The 17,943-nt window shown below is 49.9% G+C and carries 15 protein-coding genes; 9 read left to right on the top strand and 6 right to left on the bottom strand.

Going from position 1 to position 17,943, the window contains the following annotated elements:
• Window positions 1–251: 251 nt before the first annotated feature.
• Together SP99_RS21175 and SP99_RS21170 are read left to right on the top strand one after the other, a co-directional pair.
• Entirely contained in the window at window positions 252–551 is a 300-nt protein-coding gene (locus tag SP99_RS21175) for a helix-turn-helix domain-containing protein (protein WP_001097216.1), read from the top strand.
• 563 nt (window positions 552–1,114) lie between these two features.
• Window positions 1,115–2,941 carry an AAA family ATPase gene (locus SP99_RS21170; protein ID WP_001239419.1) on the top strand — a complete coding sequence of 609 codons (1,827 nt, stop codon included), beginning with the start codon at window positions 1,115–1,117 and terminating at the stop codon, window positions 2,939–2,941.
• A 168-nt stretch (window positions 2,942–3,109) separates the two neighbouring features.
• Here the strand turns inward: SP99_RS21170 and copM are convergent, their stop codons facing one another.
• From copM to silR, 4 genes are all read right to left on the bottom strand, one after another.
• Window positions 3,110–3,460, bottom strand: coding sequence for a CopM family metallochaperone (gene copM, locus SP99_RS21165; RefSeq protein ID WP_000647571.1), 351 nt, complete (start codon window positions 3,458–3,460; stop codon window positions 3,110–3,112).
• 147 nt (window positions 3,461–3,607) lie between these two features.
• Window positions 3,608–4,039 (bottom strand): silver-binding protein SilE, encoded by a 432-nt coding sequence (gene silE / locus SP99_RS21160; protein WP_000790485.1) that lies wholly within the window; start codon window positions 4,037–4,039, stop codon window positions 3,608–3,610.
• Between the two features lie 244 nt (window positions 4,040–4,283).
• Entirely contained in the window at window positions 4,284–5,765 is a 1,482-nt protein-coding gene (gene silS / locus SP99_RS21155; RefSeq protein WP_000555736.1) for a copper/silver sensor histidine kinase SilS, read from the bottom strand.
• The gene (gene silR / locus SP99_RS21150; protein WP_000697968.1) at window positions 5,758–6,438 is read right to left on the bottom strand and encodes a copper/silver response regulator transcription factor SilR; all 681 of its coding nucleotides are present in this window, start codon (window positions 6,436–6,438) and stop codon (window positions 5,758–5,760) included. Before silR ends, silS begins: the two co-directional genes overlap by 8 nt.
• Window positions 6,439–6,627: 189 nt before the next feature.
• Here silR and silC point away from each other — a divergent pair, with 189 nt between their 5' ends.
• The 7 genes from silC (at window position 6,628) to SP99_RS21115 (ending at window position 16,296) form a co-directional block, all read left to right on the top strand.
• The gene (gene silC, locus SP99_RS21145; RefSeq protein ID WP_000475506.1) at window positions 6,628–8,013 is read left to right on the top strand and encodes a Cu(+)/Ag(+) efflux RND transporter outer membrane channel SilC; all 1,386 of its coding nucleotides are present in this window, start codon (window positions 6,628–6,630) and stop codon (window positions 8,011–8,013) included.
• Between the two features lie 27 nt (window positions 8,014–8,040).
• Window positions 8,041–8,394 carry a cation efflux system protein CusF gene (cusF, locus tag SP99_RS21140; protein WP_001246155.1) on the top strand — a complete coding sequence of 118 codons (354 nt, stop codon included), beginning with the start codon at window positions 8,041–8,043 and terminating at the stop codon, window positions 8,392–8,394.
• 113 nt (window positions 8,395–8,507) lie between these two features.
• Window positions 8,508–9,800 carry a Cu(+)/Ag(+) efflux RND transporter periplasmic adaptor subunit SilB gene (gene silB / locus SP99_RS21135; RefSeq protein WP_000157620.1) on the top strand — a complete coding sequence of 431 codons (1,293 nt, stop codon included), beginning with the start codon at window positions 8,508–8,510 and terminating at the stop codon, window positions 9,798–9,800.
• Window positions 9,801–9,810: 10 nt separating this feature from the next.
• The gene (gene silA, locus SP99_RS21130) at window positions 9,811–12,957 is read left to right on the top strand and encodes a Cu(+)/Ag(+) efflux RND transporter permease subunit SilA (RefSeq protein ID WP_000574029.1); all 3,147 of its coding nucleotides are present in this window, start codon (window positions 9,811–9,813) and stop codon (window positions 12,955–12,957) included.
• Between the two features lie 86 nt (window positions 12,958–13,043).
• On the top strand, window positions 13,044–13,484 hold the full coding sequence (locus tag SP99_RS21125; RefSeq protein WP_000758225.1) for a DUF411 domain-containing protein: 441 nt from the start codon (window positions 13,044–13,046) through the stop codon (window positions 13,482–13,484).
• A gap of 126 nt (window positions 13,485–13,610) precedes the next feature.
• Window positions 13,611–16,058 carry an Ag(+)-translocating P-type ATPase SilP gene (gene silP, locus SP99_RS21120; protein ID WP_001353604.1) on the top strand — a complete coding sequence of 816 codons (2,448 nt, stop codon included), beginning with the start codon at window positions 13,611–13,613 and terminating at the stop codon, window positions 16,056–16,058.
• A gap of 40 nt (window positions 16,059–16,098) precedes the next feature.
• A complete protein-coding gene (locus SP99_RS21115; protein ID WP_000843494.1) occupies window positions 16,099–16,296 on the top strand; it encodes a DUF2933 domain-containing protein in 198 nt (65 codons plus the stop codon).
• A 33-nt stretch (window positions 16,297–16,329) separates the two neighbouring features.
• Here the strand turns inward: SP99_RS21115 and SP99_RS21110 are convergent, their stop codons facing one another.
• Both SP99_RS21110 and SP99_RS21105 read right to left on the bottom strand, forming a co-directional pair.
• On the bottom strand, window positions 16,330–17,067 hold the full coding sequence (locus SP99_RS21110; RefSeq protein WP_000287501.1) for a peptidoglycan DD-metalloendopeptidase family protein: 738 nt from the start codon (window positions 17,065–17,067) through the stop codon (window positions 16,330–16,332).
• 288 nt (window positions 17,068–17,355) lie between these two features.
• Window positions 17,356–17,805, bottom strand: a complete 450-nt coding sequence (locus SP99_RS21105; RefSeq protein ID WP_001023257.1) for a copper resistance protein — start codon at window positions 17,803–17,805, stop codon at window positions 17,356–17,358.
• Window positions 17,806–17,943: the final 138 nt, after the last annotated feature.

The following is a 17,943-nucleotide window of genomic DNA, read 5'->3' as shown; positions in this document are numbered from 1 at the left end:
TACCACCTGTGTATGATGCCGGTTAGCAACAACGTCTAAAAGACCTGCGATCACGTGGGTCCCTCTCCAGCAAAGGGGCAAGGGGTGCTATATAACGGTGTACTGCTTACCCAATACGGCCTTGTATTTGAAAGATGCCGCATCTTGGCAGGATTCGTATTACAGCCTATAGTCTGTTAATGAGCATTACAGCCTATATGCTGTAAATCCCTGCGTTATGCTTGTTAACTCGTCGATACGGAAGGTCACTTATGAACACTCAATACGCTTTGAAGACTTTGAATCAGTTACGTCCTGTTTTAATCGGCTTTCGCAAAGCCAATGGACTGACGCAAAAAGATGTTTCTGAACGTTTGGGTATAACACAGCAAACTTATGCCCGACTAGAGGCCAACCCTGCAAGTGCGGGTTTTGAGCGTTTGTTTAGGGTGTTCAGCGTCCTTGGAGTGGAGATCGTACTTTCATCCAGGGAACCATTGTCAGATGCAAAGCCCGAATACGGAGCTATGCACAATTATTCTTCACTTCCAGCCAGGCGGGAGAAATGGTGACGCCTGGCGCTTCCCGGTCTAATTTTTCTTCAACAAGATTAACCCCTTAGCGGCCTGAAGTATCAGGTTGCGATAGAGCCTTTCATTTCTTCTGTTATGTTAAATACACCATTTTGAGCTATTTCGCTCGGCCTTAAATTATCTCTTCATTCTTCAGTGAAAATTTTATGTCGATCACATTATCGATGAATTTAGGAAATAATCCGTAAATGAAAATCTATCTTCTTTTAAATTCATCAGTGTCAGTAGCAAATATTACGCATAAAAGAATGGTTATTATTATCATTTAAATTATAAAGCTCATGAGTCAATTCCAAAAAATATAATAAGCATTGAAATCATTACCCGTGATTCTGGAGTTTTAACTTTGCCATGTAACCAACCACAAGTTAGTTTCCGGTGTTTTGAGGGGCAGTAAAGTTCTGAAAGCGCGACCAGATCATAATCCCGAAATGTCGTTAAGATATTCTGAATAACGGTTATCCCTGCTTGTTGGCAGGCATTTGAAAATATATTTTGTATTCAGGTTGCAGCAAAACGCTTTCTTACACACAGGACTTCATATGCGGCTCAGAAAATTAAAACTGAAAAACTTCAGAGGCTACAGAAACTCTACTGAAATCATTATTGATGAAAGCATGACGGGTATTGTCGGTCGTAATGACTTTGGGAAATCAACGCTTCTGGAAGCGCTGGCTATTTTTTTTGAAACAGAAGGAATGAAGGCTGACAAGAATGACATGAACTGTTTCAGCCTAAGAGAAGGGGACGGCCGTTTTGAAATAGCCTGTGAATTTGATGACCTGCCCGATTTTATCATGATCGACGACAGGGTGCAGACCACGCTCGCCTCAGAACATCTGCTGAATGAGGACGGCAATTTTGAAATCGTCAAAACGTTTAAAGCAACGACCTCAGGAAAACCGGAGCAGACCTGCATCCGCTGCATCCACCCGGATGAGGAGCCCCTGAGAAATTTACTGGGCATGAAAATTTCTGAGCTCAAGGCGGTGGGAAAAGAAGTTGAAAAAAATGTGGCGGATAAACGCACTGCATCGTTATGGCGTCAGGCCATCAGGGAAGCCGCAGCCCCCTATACCTGTTCGGAAATTATGCTGGATGTCGATAAAGAGTTCGGAACCGACACAAAATCATTATGGGGTAAGATCCTCGATTTGCTGCCCACGTATGCGATTTTCAAAGCCGACAGGGAAAGCAGCGACGGGGATTCCGAAGCTAAAAACCCCTTACAGCAGGCCGTAAAAGACGCTCAGGCTGCGCTGCAGGACAAAATTACAGCGCTGGAAAATGAGATTCAGGACAGCGTCCTGGATGTCGCACAGAGAACGCTGGATAAATTACGTGAAATGGCCCCCGAACTCGCCAGTGAACTGACTCCACGATTTAAGGAGAAACCCAAGTGGACCTTCAATTTCACCCTGGACGGGGAAAATGGCATCCCCATCAATAAGCGCGGCAGCGGGATAAGGAGGCTTATCCTGTTGAATTTTTTTCGGGCTGAGGCTGAAAAGAATGTCGCGGGGACGCCCAGAAATGTGATTTATGCCATAGAGGAGCCTGAAACGTCACAGCATCCGAACTATCAGATGATGCTGATGAAAGCGTTACTGGCACTGGCAGGCCAGCCGCACCGTCAGATTATCGTCACCACCCATGTCCCGGCGCTGGCCGGATTAATCCCTGTCGAAGGCGTACGTTATGTTACCCGAAATGAGGCGGGTGAACCCGTAGTAAAAATGCCGGATGACGCAGTGCTGAAGGAAGCCACTGAAAGCCTGGGGGTGCTGCCAGAGACCGGTATGGAAAGGGCGCAGGGGATTGTTCTGGTAGAGGGAAAGTCGGATGTTACTTTCCTGAGGCATGCGGCCAGTTCATTAAAACAGTCAGGTGCGCTGCCAGCCTCTCTGGAGGACGTGAAAATAGTGCCAGTCCTCATAGGAGGGTGTGGTAGCGTCAAACACTGGGTTACATTGAATCTGGCCAAAGATCTGGGGCTTCCCTGGTGCGTATTTCTGGACTCCGATATTGGGGGAGACCCTGCACAGGTTCTGTCCATCCAGAAGCGTAAAAAAGAAGTAGAGGAGGCCGGTAAGGTATTTTTCGCTACGCGCAAACGTGAGATAGAAAACTATCTGTGCCCGGATCTTATCGAGGAAATTACTGGTGTAGCCGTCACGTTTACGGACACCTGTGACGCTAAAAAAATAATCGGCCGGGCTGTGGGAATGAAACCCGATAATGTACTAGATAAATTCTGGCCTCAGATGACATCAGAAAGAATCATCTCAAGATCAACCTATCATGACGGAACGCAGGAGAGAAGCGAGCTGGTTGAGATCCTGAGCGACATTGTATCCATGACGAGATAATGTATTAAATAAGCATCTCAGGTGCATATATTCCGGTCCTCAACAAAGGACCGGAGTACAGAGTAGTAAAAACCCGAAATTAATCGGGTTTGAATTATATAAAGATTAACCGACTCCCGCGCCCAGGAACGATGTAAAATCACGCTTGTCGTGACATTTCTACAATGTTTACTTTTGACTATCAAGCCATTTATTCATCTGCTCAATTTCACCTTTTTGAGCTTTAATGATGTCCTGCGCGAGCTTTCTCATTTTCGGATCTTTTCCGTATTTGAGCTCGGTCTCAGCCATTGCTATTGCCCCTTCATGGTGCGCTACCATGCCTTTCGCAAAAGCCTTGTCGGGATCGGACTCATTTACGGCAGCCATCATTTTGTCATGCATGTCTTTCATGCCAGCCATATATTCCTGTGACGAAGCCGAGGTAGACATATCAGTCATTTTCATTTCTGAATGTTCTGCTGAAATCGCTGGCAGGGATAACATTAATACTGCAAATAAAGTGTTTCTGGCTTTCATAAAAAATATCCTTTTAGCGTTGATGCCCGTTAACTGTAGCAGAATCTGATAAAAATGCCCCCTGTAGGGGGCAAAGATGTTGCCATATATCCGGTTACGGAAAAATCTATCAAGGAAATAAGGACAGCACAGATACTTCCCTCGCCGTCAGCCTGCACTGAGCATGCGACGATGCGCTTCGGCCATGGCCTGATGTGGGCCAGACTGACCGTTATTCATAAATTCATGGGCAACTGCAGCTCTTTCATGCTCATTCATTGCCGCTAATGACTTCGACGGCCCGGTAGGGGAAACGGTCTGACTTCCCATCATCCTCTGATGACTTTCCACCATTTTCTGGTGCGCATCCGCCGACCCGTTCGTCATGGTTTCATGAGCAATAATGGCCTGTTCATGCTGGTCCATACCGGCCATACGAGGTGCAGTCCCCTGGATCCCGACAGGAGCCGCAGCAGACTGCATCTGGTGAGCAGGTGCCTGTGCATTGTTGACCCGCTCATGGATATTCACGGTTTCAGTGGCCCAGGCCGAAGAAATTAAGCCAAAGCCCAGCAAGGATGCTAATACGATATTTTTCATGATAACTCTCCATTTCTTAATTAGTGATGTCCGGGGGAGTACAACCGGTGTTTTCAGTTCCATAACTGAAACAGGTTCGGAAGTGTTTATTTCTCCGGGAGGGGACTGGATATTCATTTCCTGGCGTCCACTGACGCCGGATATTGATAAAGCAATCCAGCCTTCCTGATAAGTTGCACTAATTATATCGAATGGCTTCTGTTTGCTGCATGACAGGCTAATGACATCTTTGTCATTTAAATCTTTATTCCCAGCACTGGGTGTCCGGAATCATTTTCTCCAGTCTGGGCACGGATAAGATAAAACGCGTTGAGTGTACGTCCGATTCCACCTGCACTCTTCCGTGATGTGCTTCCACGATTGACTTCACAATCGCAAGGCCGATGCCGCTGCCTTCTCCTTTTCGTTGTCTGGACGGATCCACCCGATAAAAACGGTCAAACAACCTTGATAAATGCTCTTCAGGGATTGGTTTCCCCGGATTTTCAATCACAAGGTCAAAAAAGCTCTCCTGCTCTCTTATTGAGACGGTGATTGCCTGTCCCTCCGGGGTATAACGCAGGGCATTGGATAACAGATTATTGATCGCCCTTCTGAACATTTGTGGATCTCCCTCAACCAGGCAGGGCATCCCGTTAAATTTGAGCGTGATATTGCGTTCTTCGGCCCAGGCTTCGAAAAACTCGAAGACTTTCATGACTTCCGCTCTGAGGTCAAACATGACCCTGTCAGGTATCAGCTGATTATTATCTGCCTGTGCCAGGAACAGCATATCGCTGACCATTTTGGTCATCCGGTTATACTCTTCAAGACTGGAATAGAGGACATCCTCAAGTTCCCTCTGTGTTCGATCCTGACTCAGTGCGATTTCAGTCTGCGTCACCAGATTGGTGATGGGCGTTCTGATCTCATGCGCGATATCGGCAGAGAAATTGGCCTGGCGGGTAAAGACATCCTCAATCTTTCCAATCATATGATTGAACGAGATAACCAGTTGCTCCAGCTCAATGGGAACGCGTGTCGGTTCCAGTCGCGCATCAAGATTCTCGGAGGTGATGTTTTTAATGGCATTGCTGACATTACGAAGGGGCAGGTGCCCCTGACGGACAGCGATTCGAATGATCAGAACAATCAACAGGCTTATCACGACGGCAATCGCAATCAGGTTCTTTTTCAGCGCATCGAGGTAATGGAGATGGAAATTAATGGATAGGCCAGTCAGCATGACATAGTTCTGCTGTTTGCCCTGAAATATCGCCTGACCAGAGGAGGCGATAATCCTGTATGTTTCCATCTTCATTTCGGACCCGGTATCCATCGGTCCCGCAGGATCCTCCACCGTCCAGAGAAAGACATCCCGTGCGCGGCTGTGCTCGCTAAAATCTGCTGAATTCACTGCCGGGCGTAGTGCCGCCCCCTGAGCTGAGCTAAAGAGCACTTCCCCCCTGGGATTGAGGAGCAAAAGGGCAACGTTGCGGTAGCTGGCAATTGATTCCTTTATTTTGCTTATTTTTTTATCATCCGGATCCACCGGGGACTGCAGTATACGGTTCAGTGTGGTGCTGATTTGTTGAAGATCGCTGACATCCTGCTCGGCAAAATGATTTTCAACAGAATGCAGCATAAACCAGGTGAATGCGATAAAAGCCAGTATCGTGGACAGGCTGATAAAAAAGGTCAGCCGCAGAGCGAGTGAGAAAGGGCGTCTGGAAGGTTTGCTATGCATCCGGGACCTCCAGCATGTAGCCCACGCCCCGGACTGTCTGGATCAGCTTTGTCTCGTAATCGTTGTCTATTTTAGCGCGGAGTCGCTTTACTGCGACATCGATCGCATTAGTGTCGCTGTCAAAATTCATGTCCCAGACCTGAGAGGCAATCAGGGAGCGGGGAAGAACCTCTCCCTGATGGCGAATGAAGAATTCCAGCAGGCTGAACTCTTTACTGGTGAGCACAATGCGGTTTCCGGCGCGACTGACTTTTCTGGATACGAGATCAATCGAGAGGTCAGCCACCTTAAACTGGCTTTCCGTGATCATCGTGTTTCCCCGCCTCAGAAGGGTTCTCACCCGGGCGAGCAGTTCGGCAAACGCAAAGGGTTTAACCAGATAATCGTCCGCACCCAGTTCCAGTCCTTTGACCCTATGTTCGATCGTGCCGAGGGCTGTCAGCAGTAAGACCGGCATACCCTTTCCGGCAGTGCGCAGCATGCGGATGATATCCCAGCCGTTCACATCAGGTAGCATGATATCCAGAATGACTAAATCATACTCGGCTGTCATGGCGAGATGATATCCGGTAAGACCATTATCAGCGTGATCCACTACGAACCCTGCCTCTGTAAGCCCTTTGCTGAGATATTCACCTGTTTTAATTTCGTCTTCGACGATCAATATTTTCATCTTGCTCCCCGGCTGGCTGCTAATGTCATTCTATTGCGCCCACGATCGTTATCAACGGATTACAGCAAAAATGACAACATTGTCATTATCCTGTCACCCGGCAAACAGAGAGCGTTAGGTAAAGTACCCCTATCAATACTCTGGACTTCATTTGAACCATTTACCAGGTCTGCCTGGACGAGAAGCGTTATGTTCAAATTAAAATTACTCAGCATTAGCACGATATTCATCCTGGCAGGCTGCGTGTCGCTTGCGCCTGAATATCAGCGGCCCGCAGCACCGGTACCCCAGCAGTTTTCACTGTCCCATAACAGCCTGACGCCAGCGGTAAATGGCTATCAGGATACGGGCTGGCGTAACTTTTTTGTCGATCCCCAGGTTACCCGGTTGATCGGTGAAGCTCTGACTAATAACCGTGATTTGAGAATGGCTGCCCTGAAGGTTGAAGAGGCCCGAGCCCAGTTCAACGTCACGGATGCAGATCGTTATCCCCAGCTGAATGCCTCATCCGGGATAACATACAGCGGTGGTCTGAAAGGTGACAAGCCGACCACACAGGAGTACGACGCGAGACTGGAGCTCAGCTATGAGCTCGATTTTTTCGGCAAACTTAAGAACATGAGTGATGCTGATCGCCAGAACTACTTTGCCAGCGAAGAAGCCCGTCGGGCCGTACACATCCTGCTGGTATCCAACGTTTCACAAAGCTATTTCAGCCAGCAACTGGCGTACGAACAACTTCGTATTGCGCGGGAAACGCTGAAAAATTATCAACAGTCCTATGCTTTCGTTGAGCAGCAGCTCGTGACCGGGAGTACGAACGTTCTGGCACTTGAACAGGCGCGAGGACAAATCGAAAGTACCCGCGCCGAAATAGCCAAACGAGAAGGCGATCTGGCTCAGGCAAACAATGCCCTGCAACTGGTGCTGGGAACGTACCGCGCACTTCCGTCAGAAAAAGGGATGAAAGGCGGGGAGATAGCCCCAGTAAAATTGCCACCAAATCTGTCTTCACAAATTTTGCTGCAGCGACCGGATATTATGGAAGCGGAATATCAGCTGAAAGCGGCTGATGCCAATATTGGCGCAGCGCGAGCGGCCTTTTTCCCCTCAATTACCCTGACCAGTGGTCTTTCCGCAAGCAGTACGGAGCTGTCCAGCCTGTTTACGTCAGGAAGTGGAATGTGGAATTTTATCCCTAAAATTGAAATTCCTATATTTAATGCTGGCAGGAATAAAGCCAATCTGAAGCTGGCTGAAATTCGCCAGCAACAGTCGGTGGTTAATTACGAACAAAAAATTCAGTCAGCCTTTAAGGATGTTTCCGACACGCTTGCGCTGCGCGACAGCCTTAGCCAGCAACTTGAGTCACAGCAGCGTTATCTTGATTCACTTCAGATAACTCTCCAGCGTGCCAGAGGATTGTATGCAAGTGGTGCTGTCAGTTACATCGAAGTGCTGGATGCAGAACGTTCCCTCTTCGCTACCCAGCAAACCATTCTCGATCTTACCTATTCCCGGCAGGTTAACGAAATTAATCTGTTTACCGCGCTGGGTGGCGGTTGGGTAGAGTAAATTTATTTAATTAATCAGGAAATTAAAATGCGTAATTCACTTAAAGCCGTTTTATTTGGTGCCTTCTCTGTCATGTTTTCTGCCGGTCTTCATGCTGAAACACATCAGCATGGCGATATGAATACTGCCAGTGATGCTTCGGTACAGCAAGTTATCAAGGGCACCGGTGTCGTTAAAGACATTGATATGAATACTAAGAAAATCACCATTTCGCATGAAGCAATTCCAGCGGTGGGCTGGCCTGCAATGACCATGCGCTTTACTTTTGTTAATGCAGACGATGCTATTAATGCCCTGAAAACAGGCAACCATGTCGATTTCTCGTTTATTCAGCAGGGCAATATCTCCTTACTCAAAAGCATTAACGTGACGCAGTCCTGATTGGCTGTCCGGAGCGATTACATCCTGTGCGCCTGTACATTCACATAGGTATATGTGTGAGTTAACCGTCAGGCGCATATGCCAGGTGTTTTGATTTTTTAGCGGAAAATTGTATGGCTTCTTTAAAGATAAAATATGCTGCAATAATTATCAGCAGCCTCATAGCAGGGGGGCTGATATCGGTTACTGCCTGGCAGTATGTAAACTCAGCACAAAAGACAGAAAAAACAGAACAAAAGGCACCGGAACGAAAGGTGCTTTTCTGGTATGACCCAATGAAACCGGATACCAAATTTGATAAACCCGGAAAATCGCCCTTTATGGATATGGACCTGGTGCCAAAATATGCTGATGACAGTGGCGATAAAAGCAGTGGCGGGATCCGTATCGACCCAACCCAGGTTCAGAATCTGGGATTAAAAACGCAAAAAGTCACGCGAGGAATGCTGAATTATTCTCAGACAATCCCGGCTAATGTCAGCTATAACGAGTATCAGTTTGTTATTGTGCAGGCGCGTTCTGACGGGTTTGTCGAAAAAGTCTACCCCATGACGATTGGCGATCATGTGAAGAAGGGGACGCCACTTATCGATATTACCATTCCGGACTGGGTGGAAGCACAGAGTGAATTCCTTCTGTTATCCAGCACCGGTGGTACTTCCACGCAAATTAAAGGCGTTCTGGAACGGCTTCGCCTGGCAGGTATGCCGGAAGAGGATATTCAGAGACTGCGTTCTACCCGGAGCATTCAGACCCGTTTTACCATTAAAGCACCTATTGATGGTGTCATTACTGCATTTGACCTGCGCACCGGCATGAATATTTCGAAAGATAAGGTGGTGGCTCAGATTCAGGGAATGGACCCGGTCTGGATCAGCGCTGCAGTGCCAGAATCTATCGCCTATCTGCTGAAAGATACGTCGCAGTTTGAAATTTCGGTACCGGCTTATCCGGATAAAACATTCCATGTCGAAAAATGGAATATTCTTCCCAGCGTGGATCAGACAACCCGTACGCTTCAGGTCCGTCTCCAGGTTTCTAATAAGGATGAGTTTCTCAAGCCGGGCATGAATGCCTATCTGAAACTGAATACCAGAAGCCAGGAGATGCTGCTGATACCAAGCCAGGCCGTTATCGATACCGGCAAAGAACAGCGCGTGATTACTGTTGATGATGAAGGCAAGTTTGTGCCGAAACAGATCCACGTTCTGCATGAGTCACAGCAACAGTCCGGCATCGGCTCCGGCCTGAATGAAGGCGATACCGTGGTGGTCAGTGGCCTGTTCCTCATTGACTCTGAAGCCAATATTACGGGCGCACTGGAACGTATGCGCCACCCTGAAAAAACAGAAAGCAGTATGCCAGCAATGTCTGACCAGCCTGTAAATATGCATTCAGGGCACTGAGGAGACGACGATGATTGAATGGATTATCCGGCGCTCTGTCGCCAACCGTTTCCTGGTCATGATGGGGGCCCTGTTTCTCAGCATCTGGGGCACATGGACGATTATTAACACGCCTGTCGATGCCTTGCCTGACCTGTCAGATGTGCAGGTCATTATCAAAACCAGCTATCCCGGCCAGGCCCCGCAGATTGTAGAAAACCAGGTCACCTATCCACTTACCACCACCATGCTGTCCGTGCCTGGCGCAAAAACCGTGCGTGGTTTTTCACAGTTCGGTGATTCGTATGTGTATGTCATTTTTGAAGACGGCACCGATCTGTACTGGGCCCGTTCCCGCGTGCTGGAGTACCTGAACCAGGTACAGGGAAAACTGCCCGCCGGTGTGAGTTCTGAAATCGGTCCGGACGCCACGGGGGTGGGCTGGATATTTGAATATGCCCTTGTCGATCGCAGCGGAAAACACGACCTTTCAGAACTGCGTTCTCTGCAGGACTGGTTCCTGAAATTTGAGCTGAAAACCATCCCGAACGTGGCTGAGGTCGCTTCGGTTGGCGGCGTGGTGAAACAGTACCAGATTCAGGTCAATCCGGTAAAATTGTCTCAGTATGGTATCAGCCTGCCCGAAGTGAAACAGGCCCTTGAATCGTCTAACCAGGAGGCCGGTGGCTCATCCGTTGAAATGGCCGAAGCTGAGTATATGGTCCGTGCCAGCGGTTATCTTCAGAGCATTGATGATTTTAATAACATCGTCCTGAAAACAGGCGAGAACGGCGTGCCGGTTTATCTGCGGGATGTTGCCCGCGTGCAGACCGGGCCTGAAATGCGGCGTGGTATTGCCGAGCTGAACGGCCAGGGCGAAGTCGCTGGCGGCGTGGTGATCCTGCGGTCGGGTAAAAATGCACGCGACGTTATCACGGCAGTGAGGGATAAACTTGAGACGCTGAAGGCCAGCCTGCCGGAAGGCGTTGAAATCGTGACCACCTACGATCGCAGCCAGCTCATCGACCGGGCGATTGATAACCTCAGTTCCAAACTTCTGGAAGAGTTTATCGTGGTGGCCATCGTCTGTGCCCTGTTCCTGTGGCACGTACGTTCTGCCCTGGTGGCGATTATCTCTCTGCCGCTTGGTCTGTGTATCGCCTTTATCGTCATGCACTTCCAGGGACTGAACGCCAATATCATGTCGCTGGGAGGGATAGCGATTGCCGTCGGTGCGATGGTGGATGCCGCCATTGTGATGATTGAGAATGCGCATAAGCGGCTTGAGGAGTGGGATCATCAGCATCCGGGTGAGCAGATTGACAACGCCACCCGCTGGAAGGTGATTACCGATGCCTCCGTTGAAGTGGGACCCGCACTGTTTATCAGCCTGCTGATCATCACCCTGTCCTTTATTCCTATCTTTACCCTGGAAGGTCAGGAAGGACGTCTGTTTGGCCCGCTGGCATTCACGAAAACGTACTCCATGGCGGGCGCGGCCGCGCTGGCCATCATCGTCATTCCGATTCTGATGGGATTCTGGATCCGGGGGAAAATTCCTGCAGAGACCAGTAACCCCCTGAACCGGGTACTGATCAAAGCGTATCATCCATTGCTGTTGCGGGTTCTCCACTGGCCAAAAACAACCCTGCTGGTTGCGGCCTTGTCCATTTTCACCGTTATCTGGCCGCTGAGCCAGGTGGGCGGTGAGTTTCTGCCGAAGATTAACGAGGGCGACCTGTTGTATATGCCGTCGACCCTGCCGGGTGTCTCTCCGGCTGAAGCTGCAGCGCTCCTGCAGACGACGGACAAGTTAATCAAAAGCGTTCCTGAAGTGGCCTCTGTATTTGGCAAGACCGGTAAAGCAGAGACCGCCACGGATTCCGCACCGCTCGAAATGGTTGAAACCACGATCCAGCTCAAACCTGAGGATCAGTGGCGTCCAGGCATGACGATTGACAAGATTATTGAAGAACTCGACAGGACCGTCCGTTTACCGGGGCTGGCAAACCTCTGGGTGCCGCCAATCCGTAACCGTATTGATATGCTCTCAACCGGGATCAAAAGCCCGATAGGTATCAAGGTGTCCGGAACGGTTCTGTCCGATATCGATGCAACGGCGCAGAGTATCGAAGCGGTCGCCAAAACCGTACCCGGCGTAGTGTCTGCTCTCGCAGAGCGACTGGAAGGCGGGCGCTACATTGATGTGGATATCAACCGGGAAAAAGCCTCCCGCTACGGAATGACGGTGGGCGATGTGCAGCTGTTCATCTCATCAGCCATCGGCGGCGCGACGGTAGGGGAAACGGTTGAAGGCGTGGCCCGGTACCCGATTAATATCCGCTATCCGCAGGATTACCGGAACAGCCCGCAGGCCCTGAAACAGATGCCGATCCTGACCCCGATGAAGCAGCAGATCACGCTGGGCGATGTTGCGGATATTAAGGTCGTTTCCGGGCCGACTATGCTGAAAACGGAAAATGCCCGTCCAGCCAGCTGGATTTACATTGACGCGCGCGGCAGGGATATGGTGTCGGTGGTTAATGACATTAAAACGGCGATCAGTCAGAAAGTGAAACTGAGACCGGGTACCAGCGTGTCATTCTCCGGACAGTTTGAACTGCTTGAGCATGCCAACAAGAAACTGAAGCTGATGGTGCCGATGACGGTGATGATCATCTTCATCCTGTTGTATCTGGCATTCCGCCGGGTTGATGAAGCCCTGCTGATCCTGATGAGCCTGCCGTTCGCCCTGGTTGGCGGGATATGGTTCCTGTACTGGCAGGGCTTCCATATGTCTGTCGCAACCGGAACGGGGTTTATCGCTCTGGCCGGGGTGGCAGCAGAGTTTGGCGTGGTCATGCTGATGTATCTGCGTCATGCCATTGAAGCGCACCCGGAATTGTCCCGTAAAGAGACGTTCACACCGGAAGGCCTTGATGAAGCCCTCTATCATGGTGCCGTACTGCGTGTCCGGCCGAAAGCCATGACCGTGGCGGTGATCATTGCGGGTCTGCTGCCAATACTCTGGGGAACCGGTGCAGGTTCAGAAGTCATGAGCCGTATCGCGGCACCCATGATTGGTGGGATGATCACGGCTCCGCTGCTGTCCCTGTTCATTATTCCTGCCGCCTACAAATTAATCTGGCTGCGCAGACATAAAAAAAGCGTGTCCTGAACCTGAAAGGGCACCCCCTGTGGGTGTCCTTCTTTACTGATTCACCCTGACGTCAGGGTTTAAATCGATAATATACAGAGGTGAGTATGAAAAAAGTGGTTCTGATGGCGCTGGCTCTCGGCCTTTCACTGCCCGCGATGGCGAGTGAAAAAGTGATTGATATGTACAAATCTGAAAACTGTGGCTGTTGTTCCCTGTGGGGCAAGGCGATGGAAAAAGACGGGTTTGAAGTACGAACTCACGTCATGAATGATCAGGCGCTGTCAGCCCTGAAAGAAAAGCATGCTATTCCTGCAGGACTGCGAAGTTGTCATTCCGCGGTTGCCGGTAATTTGATCATTGAAGGCCATGTGCCTGCGACAACGATACATAAGGCAATGCAGTCTGGTTCAGGTATATACGGTCTCGCCACCCCCGGTATGCCAGCAGGAAGTCCTGGAATGGAGATGGGAGCCCGAAAAGAGGCTTACGATGTTATCGCATTCTCACCGGATGGAAGTAAAAAAGTCTTCCAGCGAATCGAATAGTCAGCGGAACGGCTGATAACGGGACGCCGGTAGCAGGCACTCCTGTGCCGGCGATATTCGTGGTAATCGCATCCATGACATACCCTGAAGACAGAAGATGCTTCGGTATGCATAAGGAGAGTTACTGTGAAAAATGACAATGCAGTGCAACACAACAACCAGACTGCTTCTGAGCAGACATTATCCCCGGACGAGGGCCACGTATTGCATAAGGTGAGAGATCCCGTGTGCGGGATGGCCATCCTGCCCGACAGGGCGCACAGCAGCATTCGATACCAGGACCATCAACTTTATTTCTGCTCCGCCAGCTGTGAGAGTAAATTTAAAGCCCATCCCGATCGTTATCTTACCGAAGATGCCAGTGAACATTCCCATCACCATCACCACGATCATCACGAAGTCAGCCCTGATCAGATAAAACAGCCTCACCACCAGGCGGAAAAAGAGAATTCTGAAGGTGTGTGGACATGTCCGATGCACCCGGAGATACGCCGCAGTGGTCCCGGAAGCTGTCCTGTCTGTGGAATGGCACTGGAGCCGCTCGTAGCTACGGCATCCACGGGGCCGAGTGATGAACTTCACGACATGACAAGACGCTTCTGGCTGGGGTTGTTGCTGGCGTTTCCGGTTCTGGTACTCGAAATGGGATCTCATCTGTTTCCCGAGTTGAGGAATACAGTACCGCCACAGTACAACACATGGCTGCAGCTGCTTCTGGCCTCCCCTGTCGTGTTGTGGTGTGGCTGGCCATTCTTCGCCCGGGCCGGAATGTCGTTACGTAACCGCTCCCTGAATATGTTTACCCTTGTTGCAATGGGGACCGGCGTAGCCTGGGTTTACAGCGTCATTGCAACCGTCTTCCCCTCCTGGTTTCCTGCATCGTTCAGAAACATGGATGGCCTGGTGGCCGTTTATTTTGAAGCCGCAGCAGTTATTACGGTGCTTGTTCTGCTGGGACAGGTTCTTGAGCTGCGGGCACGGGAACAAACCTCAGGCGCCATTACTGCGCTTCTGAACCTTGCCCCCAAAACCGCCAGACGGCTGGATCATGACGGTCATGAAACGGATATTAATGCGGAAGATGTCCTGCCTGGCGATAAGCTCCGCATCAGACCTGGAGAGAGTATTCCGGTCGACGGTATCGTGATCGAAGGCAAAACAACCGTTGATGAATCGATGGTGACCGGGGAATCTATGCCGGTTACCAAAACGGAGGGTGACCCTGTCATCGGGGGGACCATTAATCAGACAGGGAGTCTCATCATCCGTGCAGAGAAAGTCGGTGATGAAACAATGCTCTCACGAATTGTTCAGATGGTCGCTGATGCACAGCGTTCGCGTGCCCCCATCCAGAGAATGGCTGACAGCGTTTCAGGCTGGTTTGTTCCTCTGGTGATACTTATCGCGGTTGTTGCTTTCGTGATCTGGTCTGTCTGGGGGCCCGAGCCCAGGATGGCGCACGGTCTCATTGCGGCTGTGTCGGTCCTGATTATTGCCTGTCCCTGCGCGCTGGGGCTGGCCACGCCGATGTCGATAATGGTGGGGGTGGGCAAAGGAGCCCAGGCCGGGGTGTTAATCAGGAATGCCGAAGCCCTTGAGCGTCTTGAAAAAGTGGACACGCTGGTTGTCGACAAAACAGGCACGCTCACGGAAGGTTCGCCTACGGTGACAGGGATTATCAGTCTCAATCCGGGTGGGGAAACATCTCTTTTGCGTGTAACAGCCGCAGTGGAAAAAGGCTCGCAGCATCCGCTGGGTATGGCAGTAGTTAAAGCAGCACAGGAAAAGGGGATCGCAATACCCGCAGTCACTCATTTCGATGCACCGTCGGGTAAAGGTGTCTCAGGCGATGTCGAAGGTCAACGGGTTGTTATTGGTAATGAACTGGCTATGCAGGAAAACAGTATAGTTATTGATAATCAAAAGGCCGTTGCGGATACGTTGCGGATGGAAGGCGCTACCGTTATCTATGTGGCCACAGACGGGGACCTTGCAGGCCTGATAGCTATCTCGGATCCCGTGAAAACAACCACGCCGGATGCGCTTAAAGCTTTGCGTCAGGCGGGGATCCGCATCGTTATGCTCACCGGGGATAACCAGCTTACTGCTGAAGCAGTCGCACGGAAACTGGGAATAGATGAGGTTGAAGCCGGAATTCTGCCGGATGGCAAAAAAGCAGTGATAACCCGACTGAAAGAGTCTGGCCATGTGGTTGCGATGGCCGGAGACGGTGTGAATGATGCCCCGGCGCTGGCAGCGGCTGACGTGGGTATAGCCATGGGAACGGGTACAGATGTGGCAATTGAAAGTGCCGGAGTCACCCTTCTCAAAGGCGACTTGATGATACTGAACAGGGCCCGTCATCTGTCAGAGATCACCATGAAAAATATCCGTCAGAATCTGTTTTTTGCATTTATCTACAACGCACTTGGCGTGCCTGTGGCTGCAGGTCTGCTTTATCCTGTGTATGGAATACTGCTGTCGCCAGTTATTGCGGCGGCGGCCATGGCTCTTTCCTCCGTCAGCGTCATTGTGAATGCGTTGCGTCTGAAAAGTGTCAGGCTCGGGAAATAACACTGAGTGAAGGGTCAGTTACGAACAGAAGGAGTCCAGTATGAAAAGTACCACCTATGCGCTTATTGCTGTCGCCGCGATCGCGGCATTTGCCCTCCTGCGCGAACACTGGTCACATGTGGCAGGTTACTGGCCATATCTGTTATTGCTGGTCTGCCCGCTAATGCATCTTTTCCACGGCCACGGAGGGCATGGAGATCATCAACATCACGGAAGTGAAAACGATAAAAAAAATTAATCCGGCAGACGGGGCCGCGTCGCGGTCCCGTTATCAGTCCAGGTATCGTTCGTAGTCTCTGGCATGCGCAAAGGCATGCTGTTCGAGTTTGTTATCAGCGGGTGCCGCTGCCCGGAACGCCAGAGAGTTAACAGGGTTGTTATTGATGACCAGCTCGTAATGCAGATGAGGACCGGATGAACGTCCGCTGTTACCGGATAACGCAATAGCACCTCCCCGTGTAACCCTGGCCCCTTTAGTAACGAGTATTTTATTGAGGTGGAGATAGCGAGTTTTAACACCGGCTTTTCCCGTTACTTCAACAAAATATCCCATGGTACTGTTGTATTCGGCCCGTGTGATTTTTCCGTCGATGACGCTGACTATTTTCGTGTTCATGGGCATGGAATAATCAATGCCATTATGGGGACTCACTTTTCCCGATACCGGGTTAAGTCTTGCAGGATTGAAAGGCGAACTGAGTCTTGCTGTGGCCGGTAACGGATAATCGAGACTGCCTTTCCCGGAAGTATCGGAAAGGTTATAGAACTTTTTATCTGATATACGATACGCCGTGTAATTAAATGAACCGGACGTAAATTTATAGGCCACGACACGTGATTTTCCCGCTTTCTTTTGCAGTACGAGTTTTAATGATTCATTTTTTTTCAAATGCCGCAGATTAAACCGGGAAGGCAAGGAGCGCTGAAGAGTAGCGATCTCGTTCGATTCCAGCCCCGAGCGGGTGGCTGAAAGGTAGGCATTTTCTTTTACGACATCGGTAGAATACATTTACTGGAATTCGCCGTTAGCATGAACACTGCGGCGTATGCTAGGGGTTTTCAGGAGGCGTGTCATCTGTCAGTTAATCGGGAGCACCGTTGATGGTCGTCATTTTTGTAACATATCTTGTTTCCCGTTTGCTCCTGAAGCTCTGGGAACTGTATGACCAGCCCGACGGTGATGATTAACGGGACTGAAACAGGTTACGGCAGAGCAATATGGGGCTCATGTCCTGCTACGTAACCCGTCAGTAAAGCCCTGCTGCGCACCTGACGCTAAGCACTAACCCGCCTGCAGTTACCTGGTCGAATACAGCCCGCGAAGCTTTCTTGCCTGCGTCTGATGTGCTTCCGCACCGGCATTATTGACCTGCTCATGCACGAGAGCGGCTTTTTCTCCGGCATTCAGTTCGTTAAAAGAAGAAGACGAGGTCTTTGAATTTGCATCACTGCCGGACAGCATTTTTTTATGTTCCTCAATCATTTTCTGATGCGCATAGGACGCGCTGTTGTTCATAAATGAATGAGCAACAATGGCCCTTTCATGTTCATTCATTTCAGAGAATGAGGGCGTGTTGTTTTTATTAACCCTGTCCGGTAAGTTTTCATGCGTCGAGGAATTCACATGACTGACGGCTGAGGCATTATTAACAAATCGATGTGCTTCATGGGCAATATCACTGGACTGAGCAAAAGCTGCCCCACAAAATAAAGCTGTAAACGCAGTGGTCGTGATTAATATATTCATGTGTAATTACCTTCTGAGGTACATAAAAGATGTCCTTATGATCATATATAAAAATAATCAACCTGTGGGGAAGATGACGTAAATGTAATACAGCTATGTACATTACACGATTGTAATGAATTTGTTTCTTAAGGTGTG

This window comes from Enterobacter sp. BIDMC92 (genome assembly GCF_001030225.1).
In the GTDB taxonomy this organism is placed as follows: domain Bacteria; phylum Pseudomonadota; class Gammaproteobacteria; order Enterobacterales; family Enterobacteriaceae; genus Enterobacter; species Enterobacter sichuanensis.
Note: the sequence above shows the minus strand (reverse complement) of the source record. Positions and strands in the feature narration are given on the sequence as shown.